The 23,573-nt window shown below is 58.9% G+C and carries 17 protein-coding genes; 7 read left to right on the top strand and 10 right to left on the bottom strand.

The genetic code is table 11. The features are described from left to right. Positions 1-12: 12 nt before the first annotated feature. From Poly24_RS10395 to Poly24_RS10385, 3 genes are all read left to right on the top strand, one after another. Positions 13-1,650, top strand: coding sequence for a DUF6798 domain-containing protein (locus Poly24_RS10395; RefSeq protein WP_145094314.1), 1,638 nt, complete (start codon positions 13-15; stop codon positions 1,648-1,650). A 116-nt stretch (positions 1,651-1,766) separates the two neighbouring features. Beyond that, complete coding sequence (locus Poly24_RS10390) at positions 1,767-2,900, top strand: hypothetical protein (protein WP_197452477.1); 1,134 nt, start codon at positions 1,767-1,769, stop codon at positions 2,898-2,900. 341 nt (positions 2,901-3,241) lie between these two features. Beyond that, entirely contained in the window at positions 3,242-5,452 is a 2,211-nt protein-coding gene (locus Poly24_RS10385; protein WP_231753566.1) for a bifunctional SulP family inorganic anion transporter/carbonic anhydrase, read from the top strand. 517 nt (positions 5,453-5,969) lie between these two features. On the opposite strand, the gene Poly24_RS10380 is transcribed toward Poly24_RS10385, so the two are convergent. Both Poly24_RS10380 and Poly24_RS10375 read right to left on the bottom strand, forming a co-directional pair. Next, the gene (locus Poly24_RS10380) at positions 5,970-7,343 is read right to left on the bottom strand and encodes a glycerate kinase type-2 family protein (protein ID WP_145094308.1); all 1,374 of its coding nucleotides are present in this window, start codon (positions 7,341-7,343) and stop codon (positions 5,970-5,972) included. A 339-nt stretch (positions 7,344-7,682) separates the two neighbouring features. Further along, on the bottom strand, positions 7,683-8,957 hold the full coding sequence (locus tag Poly24_RS10375; RefSeq protein WP_145094305.1) for a putative sensor domain DACNV-containing protein: 1,275 nt from the start codon (positions 8,955-8,957) through the stop codon (positions 7,683-7,685). Positions 8,958-9,514: 557 nt separating this feature from the next. On the opposite strand from Poly24_RS10375, the gene Poly24_RS10370 reads away from it, so the two are divergent. Together Poly24_RS10370 and Poly24_RS10365 are read left to right on the top strand one after the other, a co-directional pair. Then, positions 9,515-10,255, top strand: a complete 741-nt coding sequence (locus Poly24_RS10370) for a c-type cytochrome (RefSeq protein ID WP_315852235.1) — start codon at positions 9,515-9,517, stop codon at positions 10,253-10,255. After that, positions 10,239-10,838: a DUF3124 domain-containing protein gene (locus Poly24_RS10365; protein WP_145094302.1), complete on the top strand. Its 600-nt coding sequence runs from the start codon at positions 10,239-10,241 to the stop codon at positions 10,836-10,838. The genes Poly24_RS10370 and Poly24_RS10365 overlap by 17 nt, the downstream gene beginning before the upstream one ends. A 91-nt stretch (positions 10,839-10,929) precedes the next feature. On the opposite strand, the gene Poly24_RS10360 is transcribed toward Poly24_RS10365, so the two are convergent. The 7 genes from Poly24_RS10360 to Poly24_RS10330 all read right to left on the bottom strand — a co-directional run bounded on the left by Poly24_RS10360 (position 10,930) and on the right by Poly24_RS10330 (position 19,499). Further along, positions 10,930-11,610 (bottom strand): hypothetical protein, encoded by a 681-nt coding sequence (locus Poly24_RS10360; protein WP_145094300.1) that lies wholly within the window; start codon positions 11,608-11,610, stop codon positions 10,930-10,932. A 59-nt stretch (positions 11,611-11,669) separates the two neighbouring features. Further along, positions 11,670-13,274, bottom strand: coding sequence for a prenyltransferase/squalene oxidase repeat-containing protein (locus Poly24_RS10355; RefSeq protein WP_231753565.1), 1,605 nt, complete (start codon positions 13,272-13,274; stop codon positions 11,670-11,672). Between the two features lie 344 nt (positions 13,275-13,618). Next, positions 13,619-14,449, bottom strand: a complete 831-nt coding sequence (locus Poly24_RS10350) for a hypothetical protein (protein WP_145094297.1) — start codon at positions 14,447-14,449, stop codon at positions 13,619-13,621. A 195-nt stretch (positions 14,450-14,644) separates the two neighbouring features. Next, entirely contained in the window at positions 14,645-15,811 is a 1,167-nt protein-coding gene (locus tag Poly24_RS10345; RefSeq protein WP_145094294.1) for a phosphorylase family protein, read from the bottom strand. Between the two features lie 65 nt (positions 15,812-15,876). Next, complete coding sequence (hemQ, locus tag Poly24_RS10340; protein ID WP_197452476.1) at positions 15,877-16,737, bottom strand: hydrogen peroxide-dependent heme synthase; 861 nt, start codon at positions 16,735-16,737, stop codon at positions 15,877-15,879. Between the two features lie 155 nt (positions 16,738-16,892). After that, complete coding sequence (locus Poly24_RS10335) at positions 16,893-17,978, bottom strand: hypothetical protein (protein ID WP_145094291.1); 1,086 nt, start codon at positions 17,976-17,978, stop codon at positions 16,893-16,895. Positions 17,979-17,993: 15 nt separating this feature from the next. Then, a complete protein-coding gene (locus Poly24_RS10330) occupies positions 17,994-19,499 on the bottom strand; it encodes a hypothetical protein (protein WP_145094287.1) in 1,506 nt (501 codons plus the stop codon). A gap of 35 nt (positions 19,500-19,534) precedes the next feature. Between Poly24_RS10330 and Poly24_RS10325 the strand changes: the two genes are divergently transcribed. Both Poly24_RS10325 and Poly24_RS10320 read left to right on the top strand, forming a co-directional pair. Further along, the gene (locus Poly24_RS10325; protein ID WP_145094284.1) at positions 19,535-20,128 is read left to right on the top strand and encodes a hypothetical protein; all 594 of its coding nucleotides are present in this window, start codon (positions 19,535-19,537) and stop codon (positions 20,126-20,128) included. Between the two features lie 248 nt (positions 20,129-20,376). Continuing rightward, complete coding sequence (locus tag Poly24_RS10320) at positions 20,377-20,868, top strand: hypothetical protein (RefSeq protein WP_145094281.1); 492 nt, start codon at positions 20,377-20,379, stop codon at positions 20,866-20,868. 68 nt (positions 20,869-20,936) lie between these two features. Here the strand turns inward: Poly24_RS10320 and Poly24_RS10315 are convergent, their stop codons facing one another. Further along, the gene (locus tag Poly24_RS10315) at positions 20,937-23,546 is read right to left on the bottom strand and encodes a hypothetical protein (protein WP_145094278.1); all 2,610 of its coding nucleotides are present in this window, start codon (positions 23,544-23,546) and stop codon (positions 20,937-20,939) included. Positions 23,547-23,573 lie beyond the last annotated feature (27 nt).

The raw sequence follows: 23,573 nt of genomic DNA, 5'->3' as shown, positions 1-23,573 counted from the left end.
CCCAAAATTTCGATGGAGCCTGTCATCTCAACCACCGCCACCGATCCGCCGACCGGCGCGCACGTCGCACCACGTCTCTCGATGACGCGGCAGCTGTGGGAGGTGTCGTTGTTGATGTTGTTATTTTTTGTCCACGCCGGCGATCCGCCGCCGGGAATCAACGAAGCGCATTATCTGACCAAAGCGAAAAACTATTGGGATCCCACTTGGTGCGCCGGGGATATGTTTGTCACGTCGGGGAAAGCCCACGTCGTGTTCTATTTGACGATCGGTTGGCTGACCAAGTTCACTTCGTTGTCCGCCACGGCTTGGATCGGCCGCATCCTCGGTTGGGCGATGATCGCGTGGGCGCTTCAACGGCTCTCCTGGGCAATCGCTCCGCTGCGATACGCCAGCCTGTTGGTTGGCTTGGTTTGGATCGTGGGCGTCGAACAAGCGGACCTGGCGGGCGAGTGGGTGATCGGCGGGATCGAAGCCAAAGTCTTTGCGTATGGTTTTGTGCTGCTGGCGATGGAGTCGATGGTCCGTCAGCGATGGTGGGCGGTCTGGCCTTTGCTAGGTGCCGCTAGCGCGTTCCACGTCTTGGTGGGGGGCTGGTCGGTTGTCGCGGCGATGATCGCCTTGCTGGCAACAACGCGAGAGTGGACGCTTGCCGAAGTCAAACGTCAAGCGATTCCGTTGGTGATCGGCGGCGCGATTGCAATGTTCGGCGTGGCGCCGGGGATGGCGACGATGCAAGGAGTCGACCCGGCCGATGCCCGGCAGGCAGCTTCGATTTATACGTATCAACGGATCTCGCATCATCTCTATCCAGCCAGCTTTGCTCCGCGGCGCTACATCGGCCATCTGTTGCTGATCGCGGTCACGGTAGGATTGGCTTGGCCGTTGCGACGTCGCGAATCGCTGCGTCCGGTGCTATGGTTCACGGTCGGTGCGGTCTCGATCGCGGCGATGGGAATGTTGGTGGCAATGCTGCCCGCGGTCGCACCCGACTTGGCCGCCAGTTTGCTGCGGTATTATTGGTTTCGGCTAACCGATGCGATCGTGCCGCTGACCACGGGCTTGTGCTTGGCCGCTTCCTTGACAGCGACGCAGGTCTCGCGATCTGCCGGCTTACGCGTCGGCTTCGCCGCGACCGTTTGCGTGCTGGTGTTCAGCAGTATGTTTCTGGTTCGTCAGCGCGCGGTGATGCCCGATGCCTGCCGTCAGTCGTTGATCAGTTTTGATGTGAACCGGCCGCCAGAGTATCAATTGCGGGTCTATTCCGATTGGCGCCAAGTGTGTGATTGGGTCCGCGACAACACGCCGCCAGAGGCCGTTTTCCTAAGCCCTCGCCATCAGCAGACCTTCAAATGGTTTGCCCAACGGGCCGAAGTGGTGAACTGGAAGGATGTCCCTCAAGACGCGCCCAGCTTGATCGAATGGAAACGTCGAATGGCGGAGATCTTCCCGCGACGGTTGGGTGGGGTGCGGGTAACGATTCGCTACGACCAGCTGCGACAATTCCGCGAAGAATATAAGACGGAATATCTGATCGTCGATCGGCGGATCAGTCCGGGGAATCTGCCGCTGGTGATGATTTACCCAACGGGGAACGAACAGAACGAGACGTACCGCGTTTACAGATTACCAGAATTGGACGGTTCCTAGCGTTCGACTGTCGGCCCGGTCGAACGGGAGCCTTCGCGGGCGTTGCCGATCTGCTACACTGCCAGCGAAACCCTGCCCTTTCCCGCCTCTTTACCCCGCCTTGGGAGAATCCTGCTTTGCACCGTTTGATCCTTACCCCCGCTTGCTTGTTCACGCTTGCCCTTTGTGGTTGCAACTCCCAAACTGCATCAAAGCCCACCGACGCCGAACCGAAGTCTGCGACCAGCGCCCCCGCAGCGACGAAGCCCGCCCCGACGGTCAGCGACGATGCCGAAGCGGTTGCGGCGATCATGAACGTTACCGAAAAGGTCCGCCGCGATGGCGATGGGTTGATTATCGAAGTCGATTATCGCGGCACGTCGGTCTCCGACGCCGATCTGGCTCCGCTGACCAAACTGCCTCGCCTGCGTTCGGTGCTTCTGTTGGGAACGCCGATCACCGCAGAAGCTTTGCCGACACTGGCACAGATCGAATCGTTGGAGAACCTGGATCTCCGCGATACCGCGGTCGACGATGCCAGTTTGGAACACTTGGTTGGACATAAACGACTCAAAGCGCTGCGACTGTCGGGCAAGAGCGGCGATTGTTCGGTCGGCGACGACGGGATGGCTCACGTCGCTCAGATTCCGAACCTAAAGGTCCTGGCACTCGACTTCTTGTGGGTCAGCGAAGATGGGCTCGACGCGTTGGCGCCGCTGCAGCAACTGCAGGAGATCTACCTCGCCGAAACGACGATCGGCAACGAAGCGATCGCCAAACTGGCTCAATTCCCTCAGCTGAAGAAGGTCCGTTTGGCTCGCAACCAAATCGATGCCTCGGGATTGGCCGACATGCCCAAGCTGACCAATCTGGAAGAACTCGACCTCAGCGAATGTTCGCAGATCTTGGACGACGCGATGCCGCCACTGGGGCAATTGACGAAGCTCAAGAAGCTGAACCTGTGGCGTGTGAACCTGACCGACGCGGGGATCGAACCGCTCAATACGCTTGTAAACATGGAATGGTTGAATCTGGACAACACGCGTTTGACCGACGCGGGAATGCCCTATCTGAGCGGGATGACGAAGCTGTTGTTCCTGCATCTCGGTTCGACTTTGATCACCGATGAGGGACTGGAACCACTGAAGAATCTCAAGTCGCTCGAAGACTTGAAGGTCACTCGGACCGCGGTCACTCAGGAGGGCGTCGACGCGCTCAAGCCCTCGCTTCCCAACACCGATATCCAGCTGCGATATCTGGGCGGCGAATAAGCCGCAGGCGCTGGGGCTTCCCCAACCGCAAGACGCTGTCTCGCGGTTGCTTGGACGCATGGGGCGTTGGCCCACGCGGTTAAACAATTGAAGGGGGCGGTATCCGCGCGGCGATCAGCGGGCGCGGAGAGCATGCAGGCGCTATTCCTGTCCGCACCTTTTCACGTTCCCAGCCTGTGCGTTTCGCCGCGGGGACAAACGGAAAGATCCGCCGTGGCAATTCCGGCGGCAACAGGAATCGATGCAACGCTAACGGACAGATAATGGAATCCACGACGGACGATACACGCGAACCCACATCACCGGCAAATAACTCTCAGCCAAACAACGTGTTTCGAGATTTGTCAGCATCTTTGGTCGTTTTTCTTGTCGCTTTGCCGTTGTGTCTCGGCATCGCCTTGGCCTCCGGAGCGCCGCTATTTTCTGGAATTGTCGCCGGTGTCGTTGGCGGAATTGTGGTTGGCGCCCTGAGCGGTTCGCATACCAGCGTGAGCGGTCCTGCGGCAGGCCTAACCGCCGTGGTCGCTGCGCAGATTGCAAACCTGGGAGCGTTTGATGCGTTGCTGCTTGCTGTCGTTATCGGCGGAGTGATTCAGATCGGGCTTGGCATCGCCAAAGCGGGAGCGTTATCGGCCTTTTTTCCGTCGAGTGTCATCAAGGGACTGTTGGCCGCGATTGGAGTGATCCTGATTCTCAAGCAGCTTCCTCACTTGCTCGGCCACGACAATGATCCCGAAGGTGAAATGTCGTTCTCGCAGCCAGACCACGAAAATACGTTTTCTGAGATCGCAACGATCTTCCAGGGCGAGATACACTACGGTGCGGCCGTCGTCGGGTTCGCATCACTTGCGTTGCTGGTGCTTTGGGCACGACTGAAAGTGCTCAAAAATTCAGGCATTCCAGCTCCGCTTGTGGTCGTGCTGGCCGGGGTGGCGATCCAGTTCATGTTGTCGCGGTTTGGCGAGGGATGGTCGATCGACACAAGTCACTTGGTGCAGATTCCGATTGCCAAAAGTCTCGCGGAGTTTGGCAGTTTCCTGACCTTCCCCGACTTTTCTCAGTGGACGAATCCAGCGGTCTACGTCGCCGGTGTGACGATTGCCATGGTCGCCTCATTGGAAACGCTGCTCAATCTCGAAGCAGCGGACAAACTGGACCCCCGTCGCCGCAATTCTCCCGGCAGCCGAGAGTTGTGGGCGCAAGGTGTAGGGAATATGGTTGCCGGATTCATCGGTGGAATCCCGGTGACCTCGGTTGTTGTCCGCAGTTCGGTCAACATCAACGCGGGGGCGACGTCCAAACTCTCTGCAATCCTTCACGGTGTTTTGTTGCTGGTTTGTGTGGGACTGTTTCCCGTCTACCTCAACATGGTTCCGTTGGCGGCGTTGGCAGCCATCTTGATCTACACCGGATCGAAATTGGCTAGCCTCAAGTTGTTCCGTGACATGTGGAAACAGGGACGATATCAGTTTGCCCCGTTCGTCATCACCGTTGTCGCAATCATCTTCAGCGATTTGCTGATTGGAATTCTGATTGGGTTGGCCGTCAGTGTCCTATTTATTCTGAACAGCAATTTGCGACGTCCGATTCGTCGCGTCGTGGAGCCGCACATCGACGGCGACGTGGTGCATGTCGAATTGGCGAATCAAGTGAGTTTTCTGAATCGTGCGGCACTGGACACGATGTTTAATCAAGCGAAGCCCGGGTCGAAGATGCTGCTGGACGCGTCGGAGTCCGACTACATCGATCCCGATGTTTTGAGTTTGATCCGAGAATTCAAAGAGGAAACAGGTCCGACCCGCGGCGTGAGTGTCCGATTGCGAGGTTTTCGAGACAAGTACGCTCTGCCGGATGAAACCCAATTTGCCGACTTTTCAACCGGAGCGGTCCAAGATCGCCTGACTCCGAAACAAGTGCTCGACATCCTTGCCGAAGGCAATAAACGGTTTCATACCGATCGTCGAATTTCGCGTGGCTACGGTCGGCCAATCGACACAACCGCCGGTACTCAAAGCCCGCTTGCCGCCGTGCTCAACTGTATCGATTCACGCGTTCCAGCCGAACTGGTCTTCGATCTTGGCGTCTGCGACATCTTCAGCGTGCGTGTGGCCGGCAATGTCATCGGCACCAATTCACTGGGCAGTCTCGAGTACGCGGTGACCGTAGCTGGTGCCAAACTGATTCTCGTCATGGGGCACACCCGCTGTGGCGCCGTCGCGTCGTCGGTGAACTTCTTGGAAGCGTCCCAAGACTCCGAACACGATAACGGCCGTCCGCATTTGCATGCGATCGTCTCTGAAATCCAAGAGTCGGTGGAAGGTGATGAATGTCGCGGCGTCGCGACGATGCCACCGGAAGTTATGGATGATTTTGTCGATCGGATTGCCGAGAAGAACGTCGAGCGTACGGTTCGCGAAATCTTGACTCGCAGCCACGCGATCCGCAGCGCAGTCGATGCCGGCGATCTACTCGTCGTCGGCGCGATGTACGATGTAAAAACGGGGGTCGTTTCCTTTTTGACCGCCGACACGGTCTCGACCAGCTCCACGTAGGAACCGTAAACCGTCAGACATCACTTAGCGTTTGTCCCGAACCAACGGACCGCTTGGTCGTAGGATGGCGGCCAGTACGGCAAGAAAAGAGAGTGGTCAAGATGAGGCCCAAGTCGTTTAAACTCATGCGGACTCCAAGAAACCCGCACCAAAATCGTCTTGCCACAACAGGTTACGCCTACCTACGTGCCATTCAGCCCTGCCCCCCTGTGCCTTAGTGCCTCCGTGAGAGGCCTCGTACTGGGACCCGAAAAACTCTCACGGAGGCACGGAGATTAGACGGAATGGGAACAGCCGCGAAGGTACAACGGTGTCGGGACCAATGCTGTGTGCTTTTACTAGCACGAAGCGCAAGTTTTGATGTTGCGCGTTGATGGGGTTGCTAGTGAGAATTGGTATTGCAGAAAGAGGTGAGACATCCTGAGTTTGTGAGTTACACCCTCCGCGAGGCGTTGCCCACGTGGTTAAACGCGTGTGTGGGCGAGGGCCACACTGTTGGGGGGAAGGTGTCACGGTGTTACTTGGCGATCGTGACGACGCGGACGTCGCAGACGTTGGTGTTGGTTGGGCCGGTGAGGATCAGCCCGCCGCAAGCCTCGAAGAAGGTGTAGGCGTCGTTGCGGCGCAAAAAGTCTTGCCAGTCGAGTTGTTGGTCTTCGGCGCGACTCCAGACCTCGGCGTTAAAAAACGCGCCGGCGGCATCGGTTGGACCATCTTCGCCATCGGTCCCGCCGGAGAGGATCGTCAACCGAGAGCGTTCATCGGTTGTCAGATCCCCATGTTCGATCAGCCAACCGAGCGCAGCCAATACCAATTGTTGGTTGCGTCCGCCGCGGCCGCGTTCGGATTGAGGAGCCAGTTGGACGACAGGTTCGCCGCCGGATATCAGACAATCGGGACCGGGCTGCCGCAACATCGAAAGGGCCATTTTGGCCAAGTGCACTCCGACATGTTCAGCTTGTCCTTCGCTTTGTCTGGCCGACTGCATCGCGTGTGAATATCCAAGCTGTTCGGCCCGCACGCCTGCCGCGTCAACGGCCGCCGCATTGTTTCCGATCACGTGTAGATGAGGAATGCACTCTCCGCCAGCGGGCTCCGCGGATGACGCTGTCGACAGCACCCGGTAGATCGATGCGGGCAATTCCTGCTGCGGATCAAATTGTTGCAGCACCGCCAAAGCGTCGGCGGCGGTCGACGAATCGGCAACGGTGGGGCCCGAGGCGATCGTATCCAATGGATCGCCTAAGACATCGCTGATCACCAACGTAACAAGATTCGCCGCTTTGCAGGTGCTCAGCAGGCGGCCGCCTTTGACGTCGCTGAGTTGTTTGCGGACGGTGTTCAATTGTTCGATGTTGGCTCCGGCGCCGCTGAGCCACCGCGTGACGGCAATCTTTTCATCGAGCGTGATGCCGGCGCGCGGCGCGGTCAACAGCGCCGATCCGCCGCCGGAAATCAGCGCGATACATAGATCGTTCGGCTCCAAATCGGCGACGATCTGCAAAATCTCGGCGGTCCCTACGGCGGCCGCCTGCGTCGGCTCGTTGACTCCCGCTGGTCGAGCGACATGGGCGTGGATCGATTGCAACGGTCGCTGCGTGCCGTCGGGGATGTTGACCCAGCCGTGCAGTTGCTTGCTTTGGCAAAGCTGCTCGCCCAGAGCCGCCTCCAATCCCGCCGCCATCGCCGCGGCCGCTTTGCCACCTCCCACGACGGCAATCCGTCCAATACCGGCCAGGTCGAACGGTTCGTCTTCGAACATCAGCTGTTGCCCGTCGACGCAAACGGTTTCGGCGACCAGCCGATCGGCGAGCACTGCATCGACACCCGCTTGCCAAATCTGGTACGCCTGGCCGGCGGAAGTTTTCCATGAATCCGAAACTGTCGTCATCAAAATCCTCTGAAATCGCGTCTGCTGTTTCGTCCCGGCTGCTGATCGCAAGCTATCGATTGGCAATGGTATCGGATCGAGAGCTACGCGTGCTGCGTCGCGGTCGCCTGCCCCGATAGATAGGCCAGTTTTTTTGTCGACTCCATCGCCACCGGCTGGATCGCACGGCCTGCCAATGCCAATGCGACGCGTCGCTTCGGGGACGCTTGGAATCGCCCCGCCGAATTCGCACGCGTGATTGCGTGAATACGAGTACGAGCAAAAGTAAAAGTACCGTCGCAATGCGACCGAGCACGACTGAAAGCTTGCGAGCAGGGAACGAAGTCGCGGAGTCGTCGCTTACGGCAGGTAGGGCCAGTAGGTGAGTTTATCTTTGTGGTGGGCGACGAAGCGGACGTCGCCATCCTGCGAGACGACGACCGCAATGGTTTCGCGCAGCCCGCTGACCAAACGGTAAGCCGATCGATGCCGCGTGCCCGACGAATCGGCGGGTTCGGGAACGGCGTTGATCGCCTCGAGATCAAACGCGCGATGAATGCTGGTGACATGCGAATCACCAAGAATTTCAGCACCAAAGCCGATCAAACGGAAGCTGCGATCGACGACCAATGATCCATCGGCACTCATCAAATCGGCCAGAAAGTGCCCAAATTCGATCAACGCCGCATCCAGTTCGGCAAGTTCGCCATGCCGCATTTGCAGGTAGTGTTCCCACGTCACCTCTTTGATTCCGCGGGCTTCACCAAGTCGCCGCCCCTGTTGCATCAGGTTGACGATCAAACGCCGGAATCGCAACGTCGAATCATCGCCTTCGAAACGAACGCGAAAGCGGAACCAGCGATCGATCAACGGGCTGGTGTCCAAACCGTTGGGCAGGAAGACCAGCATCCCGCCGTGGCCACGGGTGCGCACCAAATGCAGCACGCGGCGGACGATGCTTTGCGCGATGTCTTTGACAAACGTATCGCACATTCGGGTTGTCGAGTCGTCGGGCTCCAGCTGCGCCAGTTCTTCGATCAACGAGGTGCGGACGAGCCGGAATTGATGTGACAGCCAGCTGGATCGGAACGGATCGAAGCCATCGGTCAGCAGTTTGCCGCCGGACGATTCCAGGATCCGATTGTAGCCGGCGGCGACAATCAAATGACCGGGTCCCACACAATGAATCACCGGGCGTACAGGGAGCCAGAATTCGCCCGCGCGCTCCCCTTCGACACGATTGACCCAATCGGTTCCCGTGATCACCATCCCCCAGATCGATAGCGTCCCCTCGACGTCAAAATCGACAGCAAGCAGCGCGCGGTAATACCCCGCAGCGGCGGCCAACTTGCGCAATTGATGGGGCGTAAAATCGCGAGGCTCGGTGAACCGTAGCACATGCAACTGGCTGGCACCGCTGGAAAGCTGATCGACAAAATCACTCGGCGGCCCGACGATCAATCGACAACGAACGCCGTTCCCCTCTTCACGCAACAGACTCGCCTGATACATCGTGTCGATCAACCGTATCACGGCATCGGAACAGGGGAGCGCGTCGGCTGGCAGTTCCTTTGCCGCCCAGCGCTTCTCCAATGCCGCAGCGATATCAACCGGATAAGACGCAATCGAAGTCATCAGTTCCTCAGATCCTTGGGTGGGGGCACCGACGCGGCATGGTGGCTTGGCAGGTCGGTTCGGCGATCCATCGAGTTTCATCGTAACAAACGCCAGTTGTCCTTCAGCAGGGGGCTTGAACAGGTCGGCCGCTATTTTTGGTCGGCACTCACCTCGCGAGGCAACGTGATAGCATGCATCGTTTATCTCCGGGCATGCGGTTGCCGTTGGGTTGATGTTTGTCTTGAATGAACCCCCACGGCGGGCAAGGGTTTCGTCGCCGACGGGCTTGGTGCGTCGGTGCCCTCGCCGTGTCGAAGGTTGCATCTCCGTCTGCCTAGGCTATTGCAACGCCCGCGCAAGCATCAAAATAGAAGGAAGCGTGTTGCGACGCGGAAGCGTGCCACTGTGGGCGGAGGCTACGGACGAAACAAAATACTTTGCGGAATAAGGAAAATCGAACGATGCGATGCTTGGGTTGGATGGTGGTTGTCTTGGTCGGAGTCTCAATACTCGAGAGGATCGAGGCGGACGATTCGAATGCGTCACAAAAGGAACAGAGAGCTCCCCAAACGCTCGTGCCACAACGTTTACCCGCAGGCGAATTGGGACGCGTGATCGAACTGGGCCGCGACATCGTTCGCAACACAAGCACACATCCGTTGTCGAAGCCCTACGTGGGCAACGCACTGAATTGCACGTCGTGCCATTTGGAGGATGGACAACATCCACGGGCGGCTACCTTTCGGGGAATTGCCACTGCCTATCCGGCCTGGTCTCCGCGAGAGCAACGGGTCGTGACGCTGCAGGATCGGGCATTAAATTGTTTTATGCGGAGCCAAAATGGAACGCGGCCGCCGGTAGGCAGCGAGGTCGCCGTGGCGGTGACCGCTTATATCACGTGGCTGTCGACCGACCTACCAATCCGACAAAATCCAGACAAGCCGTTGGGCCCGTGGCATGTTCCCGGATTAGACGGGACGGATGTGCAACCGAGTGTTTCGCGCGGGGCCGCCTTGTATGCCGAAAATTGTGCTGCGTGTCATGCAGACAACGGGCTCGGGACCGATGACGGGCCTCCGGTTTGGGGCGATAAGTCGTACAATGATGGGGCGGGGTTGAGTCGCGTGCCCAAACTGGCGTCATGGTTAAAAGTCGCGATGCCACCAGATGACACTCATCTGTCGACCGCCGAAGCGTTTGACATCGCGGCGTTCATCAACAGCCATGACCGTCCCCACTTCAAATTGAGCGAACATCTGCCTGCCGCAACGATGCGAGGCGAGTACAACGGAGTTAGCGATGAAGGAAATGAGTGACAAAGCGGCCGGCAAAATGGTCCGGCAAATCAAGCTGATCGTCTTCCTGACCGTCGTGCTACCGATCGTTGCGCTCGCGTTTTTTGTCGAGTGGCGTTTTTCAGCGATCAAAGACGATCTGCACTTCCGCGAACCAGGCGTACGCGATGCCGCTCGGATGGATCTGGATTCGCTACCTTGGTCGCCGATTCAGGGGCAAACCCTTTATATCCCCGCCTATTCCCACATTTTTCAACAGGGAGGCCAGCCCCGTTTGTTGACCGTCACGTTAAGCGTTCGGAACACCGATCAGGCCAACGAGATCGTGATTACGTCGGTGCGGTATTACGACACCGCAGGAAAGGAATTGCGATCGATGGTGGAAAAGCCGCTGCGGTTGGGTCCGTTGGCGTCGACGGAGTTTGTGATCGAACAGAAAGACAAATCGGGCGGAAGCGGAGCGAGTTTCATCTTGGAATGGAAAGCGGGCAAACCGGTCACGCATCCGGTGGTCGAGAGTGTGATGATCGACACCAACAACGCCCAAGGCATCTCGTTTGTTCGTCCCTCCAGCGTGTTGGAAGAGACGCGGCCGGAATCTTGATCAAGCTGTGGCTTTGCGACTCCATCGCGAAGTCTTCTATAAGATTCCTTGGCGCGATCCCGGAATCCCTTCCAGCCGATTTGCCTTAACGCTAGTTCTTGAGAAATCGGGACGAAGTCGCAGTGCCACTTCTTGTGCCATGGTCGGTGATCCGATCCAGTTCCTTGTAGCGAATTTCAACTAACGCAACGATGTTGCGGTAAATGGAATCGACATGTTCCTGCGCGGTGCGATTAACCTCCGCCGCCACAGCGGATGTGTAGGTCGGTTGATCGATCTGAGTAACCACGGGCGGATCTTCCACTTGAGATTTGAAGATCGTTTGGAGTCGAGGATCGCTGGAGATCGCAACGTGATCGAGTTCGTGCAGCACCAATCGATCGCTCCAAAACGTTGCCGCGGCGGGAGCTTCTCGAAACCAGACGGTGTGTTGGCAGGTCAGGCCTTCGCCGCGCAAGCGGATCTTCGCCTCCACGGTCGGCCGTCGACTGCGGTTTCGCAACCGACTTTGATGATCAAACTTGTAAGCCAATTTGAACACCGTGATGCCATCCAAACGTCTTCCCGTGTCTGTGGGCATCGACGCCGGGCGCAGCTTACTTCCGTAGACGAACCGCACGTTCGCTCGGTCGAGCAGTTCGATGATTTCTGCGGGAGGTGGTGGCAGTTCGGAAAGCGGGATGATCCCCGATTCCCCCTGCGCGCTGCATGTTCCGACGCAAACCAAGGCGGTCCACGCGACGCAAACGAGGCGATGCATCCGATCCAACATGAGCGTTCCAGAAGTGAGAAGAGAGTAGGAGCGGTAAACGCTTGGGACTTGCACCCATCTTACCAAACATTCGCCTGGTCGGAGGCGTACAGCGGCATGTGTCGGTAATAGACTTCGAGGTTGTATAACGCAAAACAGGTGGTGTAGAGACGGCCGCCCAGACGTCCCCAGGCATCGCGTTGCGGAGACCAGCTGCCACGTTCGGGCCCTTGCTTGTCTTGCATCGCCGGCACAGCGACACGCAGCTTTGCGTTCCAATCGTCCCACAGCGGGCCGCCATAATGATGCATCGCTTGGGTTGCGTAATACCAGTAATAAACATCGGGTTGGCCCGGATCGATCGGATAATTCGCCTCCAGCGTGATCAGGCCGCGCGACATCGCCGGATGATTCCGTTGCCAACCGAGGTATTGTCGGCAGAGTAGACCGACGGCGGTCATCGTTGGCGACGATCGTTCCCCCTGCATGTAGGCATACCCTTCGTCGTATCCACCGCCGACCGTATCGAGGAACTTGCCGACGCGAAGCAAAACGTCTGGATTCACCTCCAGTCCCGCCGTCTGGCCACTTTTAAGTCCCATCAAAAACCAACCGGTCACCGAGGTATCCGAATCGGTCCGCGGTTGGTACCGCCAACCGCCGGCGGGCGATTGCGAGTTGTCGGCGAAATCGCACGAGGCTTGCGCGTACGGACGCAGCCAGGAATCCTTGGTCATCGCGTAGAGTTCGCACAGGGCGATCATCGCTTGCGCCTGAGCGTACATCTTTTCGTGCGCGTTGGCGCGGTGAGCCATGAATCCGTTGCGGTCCTGTTGCTTGACCAACCACCGGACTGCGCGGAGGAGTTCTTTTTCATAAGGGCCACTCAGATGCGTGCTCCCCGCTCCCATGAATGCGATCATCGCCATCGCTGTCGCAGCGGTTTCGTTTTCGCTGAAACTGCCCGTCGTATAAGGACCGCGCATGCTCCAGTTTCCGGCATCCAATTGCTGGCGTTTGAGCCACGCCAATCCGAGTGCGACGGCATTTTCGGTCACTTCGGTGCCGCCGTATTTCTTCAGCAGTTCGGCTTTCAGCGGTCCGCTGCGTCCTGCAAACATCGCGGGATGAGCCGCGCGGATCGGCGTGGTGAGATCGGCCGACGGCGTCGTTTTCGCGATCAGTTGGTCCAACATGGGGGAGCTCGCGACCATCGTGAACGACTCGACAGTCGGCTGTTCAACTTGCAGCGAGCGGAGATCGAACTCGGGTTCGTGTTGAACCTCCGCGACCGCTTCGATGGGCAATTCCAGCGGCTCGATCGGCTCGATGAAAAATTCAGCCAGCTCCGCTTGCGGTTCCCATTCCCCTTGCCGCAACGTCAGCACGGTGCGATCGACCCCACGGGCGGCTAGCGTGATAAAAGCCAACGCCAACAGCAAGCTCAAGTGAAGCACCATGCTGATCACCCAAGGAGGCGCATTTTCCGGTCGCCAATCGATCTTGCGCCAATCGAATTTCCGCAGGTCGCCGATCTTATCGAACAGCCGACGGAAGACCGAAGACGGCACCGCGGCGTCGGCTGCCGACGCGCTCGGTTCAGTCCGCCAGCGATCGCGCGGCGGTGGAACGACGCTTGTCGGAATTCCCACGGCCGGGAAGGAAGGACGCAGTGGCGCTGACATTAGTTTTCCCTTCGGCTTTCATCGCCTTGCATCGGTCTGGGCATCGACTCTCTAACTTACAAGTGCGATTTTCTCCGAGGAATGTCACTTCCAACGCGTGCAATTTTAGTATGCCGAGCGAAAAAACAGCGAATCGAACCAAAACCGCCCCCGGATTCGACAAGGTTTTTCTCACCGCAGCGCCTGATTGGGATACGCTCTGCCCCTTCGCCCCTTCACGCGGCTACGGATGGACGGCCTTGCGGGTGGACGCATGCCCAACGCAAAATGCCCGCGATTGGAACAACCGCGGGCATTGGCGAGGTAAATCAATTCTCCACCGCGAGGGCGGCGGCCAGCGGAGGCTATTCCGCTGGCGGACGGCGAGGACGTTCGCCCCCTTCGGTTGGCTTTTCTCCGTCGGGACGGCGGCGGCCTTCACCGCCACCTTGGCGACCGCGACGCTCTGCCATTTTCATCAGTTCCTCTTTGCTCAAAGCATCGTCGCCATCGACATCGGCGCGACTCAGCATCGCCCGCATCCGTTCTGGCAACTCGTCGCCGCTCAGTTTTCCGTCGCCATCTTTGTCCAGCTTCATGATCCGTTCAATAAACTGTCCTGGATTCCCGCCACGGCGATCGCCCTCCCCATCGGGACGATCTGGCCTTCCTTCCCCATCGGGACGTCGCGGACGTCCTTCTCCATCGGGACGATCGCGTCCCTCACGCATCTCTGGGCGATCGCCAGGACCGCGAGGTCCGTTGGGGCGACCTTCTCCATCACGCATTTCAGGACGGTCGCCAGGACCTCGGGGGCCTTCGGGGCGGCCGGGACCACCGGGACCGCGATCGCCACGTGGCGCGGGCATCATTTCTTGAAATGACAACACGCCGTCGTTGTCGCCATCGAGCGATTTGAGCGCTTTGGCAGCCTGTTCGATCTCGGTCGCATCCAACTGGCCATCACCGTTGCTATCGAGCGCTTCCAGGATGGGGATCGGAGGCAGACGTGGCGCCCCATCGCGAGGCCCTCTGTCTCGTGGGCCACCCTCGCGAGGTCCGCCCTCGCGGGGTCCACCCTCACGGGGACGCGGACGATCGCCGTCGCCTGGACCATCCTGAGCAAGGGCGATGCCAGCGGAAACACCTACAGAGACCAATAGCGCCGCGGTGACGGCGAAATGACGGTAACGCATGTTTTTGACTCGGGGCTGAATTTCAAGAAGAGATCTTTCGAGTACCGAGAAGGTTTCAGGCGATCAAAAATCGCCCCATCCTCAGTACGATGAATATAACCCCAGAGGGAGGCGAACGTTTCGCAAGAATTTATGCGATTGATTTTGCGGTTCCCGCCGACACATACCGTTCATTGCACGATTTGCAGTGGGGGCCTACGATTCCGGGCCGCCCAGCAGCGGTTCATCCATCGCCCGGATGTCGCTGTTCGGAAATCCACAGGGGAATTCCTGTTTGGCCAGTTCGATCGCAGCGACAGCAACCGCCAGATGCTGACTCTTGGTCTTCTTGTAGAACTCGAGCGCTTCGGCGGCCAGTTTGGGTTTGCCGTGCAGCGGTTTATCGGAAACGCACAGCAGGGTCGCCGAGGGGATGCGGTATCGGAAGCCGTTGGCGGCGACGGTCGCCGATTCCATGTCAACGGCGATGCTGCGGCTCGCCCGCAGATCGGCCAACGTCCCTCGCAACGTCAGTTCCCAGTTGCGATCGATCGTCGTGTAGACGACGCCAAATCGGTAGGGAAGCTGGCGTTCGCCGAGAACGCGGGCCAGGTTGCGATTCAAGACAAAATTCGGCGTCAGCGGGACCGACGTGGGCAGCGTTTGATCAAGCAAGCGATCGGCCCGCATGTATCCTGACCCCAGCACAAAATCGCCAATCTCTTGGTGATTCCGCACTCCCGCGCAATGTCCAACCATCAGCATCGCATCGGGACGCAGCACGGCGATGTGATCGGTCAGGTTCTTGGCATTGCTGGGGCCGACGCCGATGTTAATGATCGTAAAGCCATCGTTGTTGAGCGTTCGTTGATGCAGCGCCGGCATCTGCACATCGGGCCGCTGAGGGCGGATGCAATCCGGATAGGCTTCGATAAATGCATTCATATGCATTTGATAATTGGTCAACAGCACATAGCGTTGAAAGTCTTCGACCTGAGTGCCGGTGTAATGTTCCAGCCGTTGGATCGACAGTTCCGCCCGCTCGGGGCCAAACAGGAAGACCTTCTTCCGCGTGTGATCAAAGTCGCTCTCGTCGATCAATTGCAGCAGCTTGGGAGCATTTAAATCGACTCTCGCCCGCGACGGTGCGACATGCAGATGGGCCCCGCGCGCAGCCAGCTTGGTCAGTTCGCGGCGAAGATACCAACGAAAGGCCGAGGGCCGCGCGATCGAACCAGAGATCGTTGGGTTGTGCTTCGACCAGCTGCGGACGACGGTGATCTTCGAATAGACACCCGATGCGTAGTGCCGCTCCATCAACGCGCACGCCGCTTCGATCTGGCTCTCCAGATCGGATTGCGACGAGCCGGGCAAAATTTGCATGGTCTCTGACACGTCAAACCTCCAGTGCTCACAACCTCCGATCGATGCCCGCCCGAACGCCTCGGTTAATCCGTGATCCGGCAGTGGTCGAGGATCTCTTGCCCGGTCGCGCTATAGCCGACGTAAAACGGACCAAATTCGCCGTATTTGGCGCTCGCTTGATCGAATCGCATTCGGTAAACGATCTCTTTGAGATGTTCGGGATTGCGGCCCCAAAGCGTGACCATCCATTCCCAGTCGTCCAGTCCGACGCCAACGGTGATCAATTGCGACACGCGGCCGGCGAACGCCATCCCGCTCTGGGCATGTTCGGCCATCAGCGTCTGCCGCAGCGACGACGACTCCATGAACCAATTCGCTCCCGGCACGCGGGATTTGTTCATCGGATAGAAACAGGCGGCGGGCCAATCGGGGATATCGGGGGACAGCCGCTGTTGGTTCATCATCGGCAAGCGACGTTCATACGCGGCCACCTTGGCGGCCAGTTCGGGCGAATCGGGCATGTTCCCTTCGCGAATCAATTTCTCGCGATACTGCGGAACCGTGGGGACGTATTCGGAGATTTCGCTCATCGAAACAAACGACCAAGTCGCTTCCACAGCCGCTCCCAACGGGCCCGACACGACCGCTTGATGCACTGCGTCGATCTTGAGCGGATCGGCGTCCATCATCATCAAGGCGAAGTCGGCTTTGTGACCGCTGATGATATAGCGCTGCAGCTTCGCGGGCCGGGTCGCTTCCCCCGGATCGACAGCCGCCAGGAATTGACGCATGCCGTCGCGCAGCCGCCGCTTTGAGAGACCCGCCAAAATATCGCGCCGAAAACGATACATGAAGTGCGAACAATGCAGTCCTTCGGATGGCGTGCGGCTTGGTTCGGGCAGGCTTTGCGAGGCGGCGTGGGGACGTCCAGCGGGTTGGTTCATGAGCTTCGTCTAAGGGTGGATTGGAAAGGCGTGGCGGGCGGGAACGCCGTTGCCGGCAGCCCGCGATTCTACCGCCGAGTATACCGGGCAGGGCGGTTTGCGGCAAAGCGTCTGAAAGCCCACACAGCGCCAGACGAATCTGCCACCGTGGCCGATCATTCCACCAGCATGGCGTCTGTCCGCTTGGCCAGCGCGGGATCGATGCAGGCCAACATGCTCGGTCTCAATTGGGAATAGTGCGCCACCCCCAGGCCATGAACGTAGGTCAACGCTTCGTTCAACAAGGCATCGATGATCGGCGATATCAGCTGCGTCGTCGTTGTCGCGGCAGCCGCTGCATGCGCAACCGCCGACGCATGGGCAAAGCTGGCATGAGCGTCACCAGCGGCGGGCGGCAGGTCTGCCGCTGGCCAATTATGTAAGACCAAGTAGTCGATGCTGACGGCCGACGCCCCGAGCGCCAACAGTTTCACCAGGTCCAGCGGCGACGTGGTCGGTGCGGAAACCCAGAGTGCGATCCCGGCGGCTTCGCTGGCGTCGATCATCCGCCGGCAGACAGCGGTTTGCGCGGCGATCAGGTTGCCGACGCTAGGGGATGTCGGATCGAGATCGAACCGCAGGACGATGCCATCGGGGCGAGCAGCCAGCAGGTTGGGAAGGTCCTGTTGCAAATGGAATGGGCTGATCGCGACGAAGATCGCCGCCTGGGGCGCGAGCGCCCTCAGTTGTTCGATTTTGCGTCCCAGTTTGTCCGGGCTGGCGACATCAGCGGGCCAACGCGATCCCGTGATGACGGTCGAATCGGGCAGCGAATCGGCGCGGTGATCCCATCGTCGCAATTGGTCCATCGTATAGACGCTGCCATCGCCGACCTCGCTGTTTAAACGCAAATCGACAAACGCGGCTCGCGACAGATCGTCGATCGTGACGCCATAGCGTTCGGGACGGTAGGGGCACATCACCAGGTCGGCCGGTCGATCCTCGTCGACATCCAGATCCAATAGACTGGTCACCACCGAGGTTGCCGTCAGTTCCCGCGCTAGCGCTGCACAGGTCGTGGAGGGCAGCAACGACCATGGCAGGTCGTAGGCGAACAATGGACAGCGGAGGGGAATTGGAGCGCCGTGAGCGCGACGCACTTCCGATGCTGGCACCACGCGGTCGCTGGTCGATCGCGGCCCGGTCGGTGGCGGGGCGAGATGCAAATCGCCCAGCAGGGAGCGGTTGGTGTCCAGATGCATCGTTCGAACGTCCTGTTACAGTTTGCTGAGAATCTGTGCCGCTTTCGCTTCGTAAAGCGCCTGCCAAGCCGGAGCCAACACGCAATCGCTGTCCTCTTGCGCATTCCCCACGTTCCGCAATTGGTCGGCGGTGGGGGCGTAATAAATGTAGCCGTTGGTGTACCCGGCGACAAAGGTGTGCTGGTGCGGCGAGGCTTTTTTGATGTTCTTGCCAATCTGGACCGTCAATTCACCGGGAAACGTCGTCAACACAAAATCGCCGACGCGCAGCCCGACCAGTTCGACATCGATCATCCGCTTGCCGCCGTCGACCAAGTCGGCCTGATGCTTTCGCAGCAAGCGCATGTTCGTGTTGACGCGCGTGATCTGTTCCATCGTGTGGATGTTGTCGATGTAGCGGGCCATGTTCTTGCGGTTTTCGATGTCCAAATGGCGTAGATCGCTGCGACCGAGCGCTTTGTCGTGCAGATAGCGATGCGAATAGTAGGAGGGAAATTCTTCGGACAGCCGATACTTCACAACCAATGGCAAAAAGGTCTTCAAGTTCAGACTGGTACCGGTCAGCGAATTGACCAATTTGTCCCGTTCGGCTTCCATTTCGATGATCCGCTGTGCCAGATCGGCGCGCGGCAGCGGCAGCGTTTCGTTGACAACGCGCAGCGCGGCGCCAGGCTTCGTTTCGATCTTGCGAGCCGCCTGCAACGTGCTCAGCCCCAGCAAATTGCCCAACGTCTGCGCATGCCGCGGATGATCGACATCTTTGTAGTCGACCGGATTGATGTCGCCGGCACAGCCTTGGACAAATAACGCAACCGTTCCGTCGCTCATGTTTTGTTCGATCACATCCGACGCATAGCCGGTCATGTCGGCAGTGTTCGCGCCGCCGGGGACACCCTGAATCGGATGGCAGGCAAAGTTGTAGACGATCGCCAACACCTCCCCTTCGAGCGTGTCGACTCGCAACACGCCGATCTGCGGATCGATCGGACCGACCGCGGCAACCGCTTCATCGGGGGGCAGCGAATAGGCGTGGCGGACATCGATCTGTCGGCCATCGGCCAACTGCAGTCGACGGTTTTCCATGATCCGATCCTCGTGGCCGACGCCAACGCCGACTTGCACCGGGACCATCTTGGCGGCAGCTTGCGAAATCGCCTGGATCGTCAATTCGTCGACGTCGGTCCGGACAACGCTGTGGCAGTGACTGGCGTTGATCATCACGTTGGCTGGCGAAATGCCAAGCGTCTTCTCGACCTGGCTTCGAACCTTGCCGAGGTATTCGTTGTCGATCCGCCCGATTTCGCCGATCGCCACCGCATCGACGGAGACGATTGCCGTGGTGGTCGTCCCATCGCTGATCACCAACGCCCGCACATACGACCGATCGTTTACCGGTCCGGCCTGCATGTCGGTAATGTCGACTTTGGCCACTCCCGCGGTTAGCGGTGCCGCAGCCAAGGGGAGCACGAAAACGAGGGTCAGGAAACCAAGGAGACTAGTAAAAGCAAGCTGTCGCAACATGCGGAGGGCCTTGAACGTTTAGGAGGGATGGCGAGGTGGGAGATTTGATAAGTTTGGCCGATCGCTCGTCCGTTGTCGAGCAATTTTTGATCCGCCGGAGAGAGCCAACCAGCGATAACGCGTCGAGCCAACGTTTGAATCAAGGGAGGAACCCGAACGAAATCTGTGCTTTGTTGCCAGAAGAGTTGAGCGGACGGCTTCGCCACAAAGCCCAATCCGATGCAGACGGGTTGGGCGACCGGGTGGTTTACAGCGGATGTCGCCAGGCCCGCCGGGAACCGTTAAGGCTTGATGGCGGGGACCTTAAAGATTTTCGCACATCCGGGGCATTTGACCGCTTTGCCGGCGCTGGCGGCGGAAATCTGCAGAACCTTTTCACATCCTGGACATCGGATCTTGATCTTCTCCTTGCTCCCGGCGAACGCTTTGGCGGCGGACTGCTGGATCTCTTCCAGATCCGCTTCGTAGGGAACACTGACCGTTTCTTGACAGCTTGGGCAACGGACTCGTTTTCCCGCTTGTTTAAGCGTTACTTGCAACTGATTTTTACAAGTGCGGCATTGAATTGCGATCGACATCGATACAGCCTCTTACACAAAATTCCCTCGCCGTGGCGGCTAGTTTCCTAAGTTCAAAGGGTGAACCAAAGCGTACCCTGGAACGAAACGAGTTCATCGGCGGCGCTACCGAACGGCGTCAACGCCCCATTTGGCGGATGACCGGAATGGGATAAAACCATGAATACCCTGAAGTTACCAAGCAGCTGCGATTTGCGATAGTGAATGCGAACGACCGACGATCTCCGCATCGTGAACGTTTTCCCGACGCACCGCAGCGACACGCCCCAATCCTCTTCCGCAACGAAACGACAAGCTCAATGGACACTCAACTTTTGATCGACACCCTGTCTCGGGTGATCCATGTCGCCACGGCGATCACGTTGGTCGGTGGCAGCGCGTTCATGTTGCTGGTTTTGATGCCAGCGGCCCAAAACCTATCCGACGAACAACACGATCGTTTGCGCACCGCGTTGACGGCGCGATGGAAGCGGTTCGTCCACGTCGGCGTCACGCTGTTCCTAATCAGCGGAATCTACAATTACTACCGGGCCATCCCCTCCCACAAAGGGGATGCGTTGTACCACGCGTTGTTGGGAACCAAGATGCTGATCGCGCTGGTGATCTTTTTTATCGCCGCCGCGCTGGTCGGACGATCCACCGGTTTGGAAGCGATCCGTCGCAAACGAACCCTGTGGTTGAAAGTGCTGCTGGTCGCGGCGCTGATCGTCGTGACGATCTCCGGCTTTTTGAAAGTTCGCGGTCCGCAACCGCCCGCCGAGGACCGTGTCCCGGCAACACAAACCTCTTGATTTTTTGAGCTAGAAATCTCGCTCCGCCGTGGCGTTGGGTGCGGGTCGCACGCTGCGAGCCCCCCTTCCTATCTCGTCGCCCGCTGCACATCGACTTCGATGTCGACCAGAAGTCGGTTGTCGACGACGTCGACCGAAGCTTGCAGCCCACGGAACCACCGCATCACCGCGGCAGTCGGCGGCGTTTCGACTTCGGACGCGGTCGAGCACCAGTGTCCGTCGCCGCGACAGCGAAATTCACCTCGCAAAGGACACTGTAACGCCGCACCAAGCAATTCCTCCGCAAACAAAGGCGTCGTTTCGCGATCGATTCCCAGTTGTTCGGTCAGCCGCGAAAGCAGGTCACAACCGGCTTGCGATTTACGTCGCTCGGCATCCAAAAGCGTGTCGCTAACCCACTGGCCCAGCTGCGTCTGCGACAGATCCTCAATCTTCAGGTGGGCCCGCCGGGTCGGTTGCTTGTCCAGCACCGCGAGGTCGGGAATGCTCTCCACCAAGACTTCGCGATCGAACGACAGCAAACTGACACGTTCCGACTGGTACCGGTACGCGCCACCGACCAGCCGCGTCATGTTCGGGCCGACCGGACTTCCCCGCCCCAACCCCAACGGCAAGCGGTCGATCAAACCGGGATCAGGCCAAGCGGCCAAATAACCGCGGAGCGTCGAGATCGCAAAGATCCGGTCGATCGGGGATTCGAATTTCGCCAACGCCGCCGGGTAGCAATCCTTCAATCCACCGAACAAATAGTGCGGTGGAATCGATCCGTTTAATTTGTCGCTATGAATGTTGGCGTGGAACGAAATCAAATCGGTCTTCGAAAACTGGACGCCGATATCGGTTGGGGGTCCCAGCTGGTCGACGATCCATGCTTGTTTGCCAAGCATCGCCGGAACGACATCCACCGCGATCGTCAACCGCTCGCGGTCGGGCGATTGCGGATCGGCCGCCGAACGATCGATCTGGATGAAGACGGGTTCCAGCAATCCCGGTTGCGCGGTTCGCATGCGATCGATCTGGTCCTGCCAAATGCGTTCGGCCGACGTGATCTTGTCGATCGCAACATCGTCGATCGGCAGCAACGTCTGACGTCCGCCGCGGCGAGAATCCAGCACTCCGTCGTCGGTCAGAATCAATCCGCTGCGATCGACGCGATGGCCAAATCCACCGGGAAGATAGCCGGCAGCGATCAGGTCGTCGGCCATTACCAGCGACTGGCCTTCGTTGGATGCCGCGGCGCGGGCGGCGACCAGCACCGCCATCTCGGCAGCGGCACGACAGCGTCGCTGAAGTTCGATCTGAAAATGGGGCGTGTAGAGCGTGCTCAGAAAGCGTCGCGGAAGAAACAACGTGATCGCCGGCTTCTCGCCATGGGGGTACTTTTCGCGAAAATGTTGAAATTCAGCAGTCGCCGCCAGGGGTGTTCGCGCCTTCCGCGCGGCGATGAACCGCGCGGCCAGATGTTCGCTGCTGGTCAAGAACATCCAATCGCCATTGGCCACCCAAAACGAACGGACACGATTGTCGGGAGTCGATAGCAGCGAGACCTCAATCCCTTCGATCGTTTTGGTTTCTAGCGTGCAATCGGGAAACTGAGCGACGGTCGCTTGGCGGTCTTGTCCCAAAAACGTCGAGAGTAAAAACGCGTTTTTGGCCTGCATCAAGACGCCAATCGAAGGCCCATCGTCGAGCAAGAAATCGTTCCCAACCAGTGCCACGTCACCGATCAAGGCATCGCCAAAGAGATCGGCCAATTGCGTGTACCGGACGTTTAATAGCTCTTCGATCCGCTGGCTACCGCGGCGATCCAGGATCGGCCGACCAACCATGTTCTTAACATCGCCATCGTGTTCTTGTGCCAGCTTTTGAAACCACAAAAAATTGGCAAAGCTACCAAAACGCAGATAAAAGCACTCCGGCGGAACCATCCTCGCGATCGGTTCGATTCCCTCCGGCACCGCGTCGTCGTCCATCGGTGCGATCTCCGCGACTTCGACAGCTGCGGGCAAGGTGTCGAACGGTTCGGACACTTCATGCGGTTCACCTCGCAAAACGTCCGCCAGTGCGATCCGCTGCAGTCCGCTGGAATCGGCCATCATTTCGATTGCCACCGGAGGTTTTTCCAACCGCATCCGCGACAGCGCTGCGGGGCGGGGCAGGTCCAACCGACGGGCGAGATACGACAACAGGTAGGCGTCGACGACAGGAAGCATTGGCGCCCCGGCGATCTCTGATTCGGCCTGCGCCTGATAGGACTGCCACCAACCTTGCAGCGCCGCCTGGTGGTCATCGGCGGCTGCCGCGACGGGCACGATGGGAATCGTGGCGACGGCGGGTCCTGAAATCTGCAAATCGAACGGGCGATCACCTTGGAACAAGAACCAAATTTCGTAACCCGTCACCTGTTGGCGTTCATCGGCGGTGACCGCCGCTTTGACGACTTGTCCCAACCGCTCCAGGATCTTGCCGCGCCCAAATTTCAGTTCCCGCGGTGCGGGATCCAAACGCATGGGGTCGCGAACGGTAACGGTCAACGGTTCGGCGGCTGGATAAAACAGCCGCCCTTGAGGTGACGAGACGCGAACGCGGGAGAGTCCTTCGACCGGTTCGGGCCACTGGGCCCGAACGAAACCGACACCAAACGGTTCCCCGTGAATCGCAACGACTTCTTGTCCCAACGCGACGGGGCCCTCAAGCAGGATTGC

This window comes from Rosistilla carotiformis (assembly GCF_007753095.1).
GTDB classification, from domain to species: Bacteria; Planctomycetota; Planctomycetia; order Pirellulales; family Pirellulaceae; genus Rosistilla; species Rosistilla carotiformis.
This window is presented reverse-complemented; position numbering and strand designations above follow the sequence as displayed.

Coding starts and splice junctions, on each gene's coding strand:
- Poly24_RS10320 (WP_145094281.1), top strand. CDS start 20,377: ATGGACACTCAACTTTTGATCGACACCCTGTCTCGGGTGATCCATGTC.
- Poly24_RS10330 (WP_145094287.1), bottom strand. CDS start 19,499: ATGTTGCGACAGCTTGCTTTTACTAGTCTCCTTGGTTTCCTGACCCTC.
- Poly24_RS10380 (WP_145094308.1), bottom strand. CDS start 7,343: ATGACGACAGTTTCGGATTCATGGAAAACTTCCGCCGGCCAGGCGTAC.
- Poly24_RS10360 (WP_145094300.1), bottom strand. CDS start 11,610: ATGTTGGATCGGATGCATCGCCTCGTTTGCGTCGCGTGGACCGCCTTG.
- Poly24_RS10355 (WP_231753565.1), bottom strand. CDS start 13,274: ATGTCAGCGCCACTGCGTCCTTCCTTCCCGGCCGTGGGAATTCCGACA.
- hemQ (WP_197452476.1), bottom strand. CDS start 16,737: ATGAACCAACCCGCTGGACGTCCCCACGCCGCCTCGCAAAGCCTGCCC.
- Poly24_RS10365 (WP_145094302.1), top strand. CDS start 10,239: ATGAAGGAAATGAGTGACAAAGCGGCCGGCAAAATGGTCCGGCAAATC.
- Poly24_RS10345 (WP_145094294.1), bottom strand. CDS start 15,811: ATGCAAATTTTGCCCGGCTCGTCGCAATCCGATCTGGAGAGCCAGATC.
- Poly24_RS10335 (WP_145094291.1), bottom strand. CDS start 17,978: ATGCATCTGGACACCAACCGCTCCCTGCTGGGCGATTTGCATCTCGCC.
- Poly24_RS10395 (WP_145094314.1), top strand. CDS start 13: ATGGAGCCTGTCATCTCAACCACCGCCACCGATCCGCCGACCGGCGCG.
- Poly24_RS10350 (WP_145094297.1), bottom strand. CDS start 14,449: ATGCGTTACCGTCATTTCGCCGTCACCGCGGCGCTATTGGTCTCTGTA.
- Poly24_RS10375 (WP_145094305.1), bottom strand. CDS start 8,957: ATGACTTCGATTGCGTCTTATCCGGTTGATATCGCTGCGGCATTGGAG.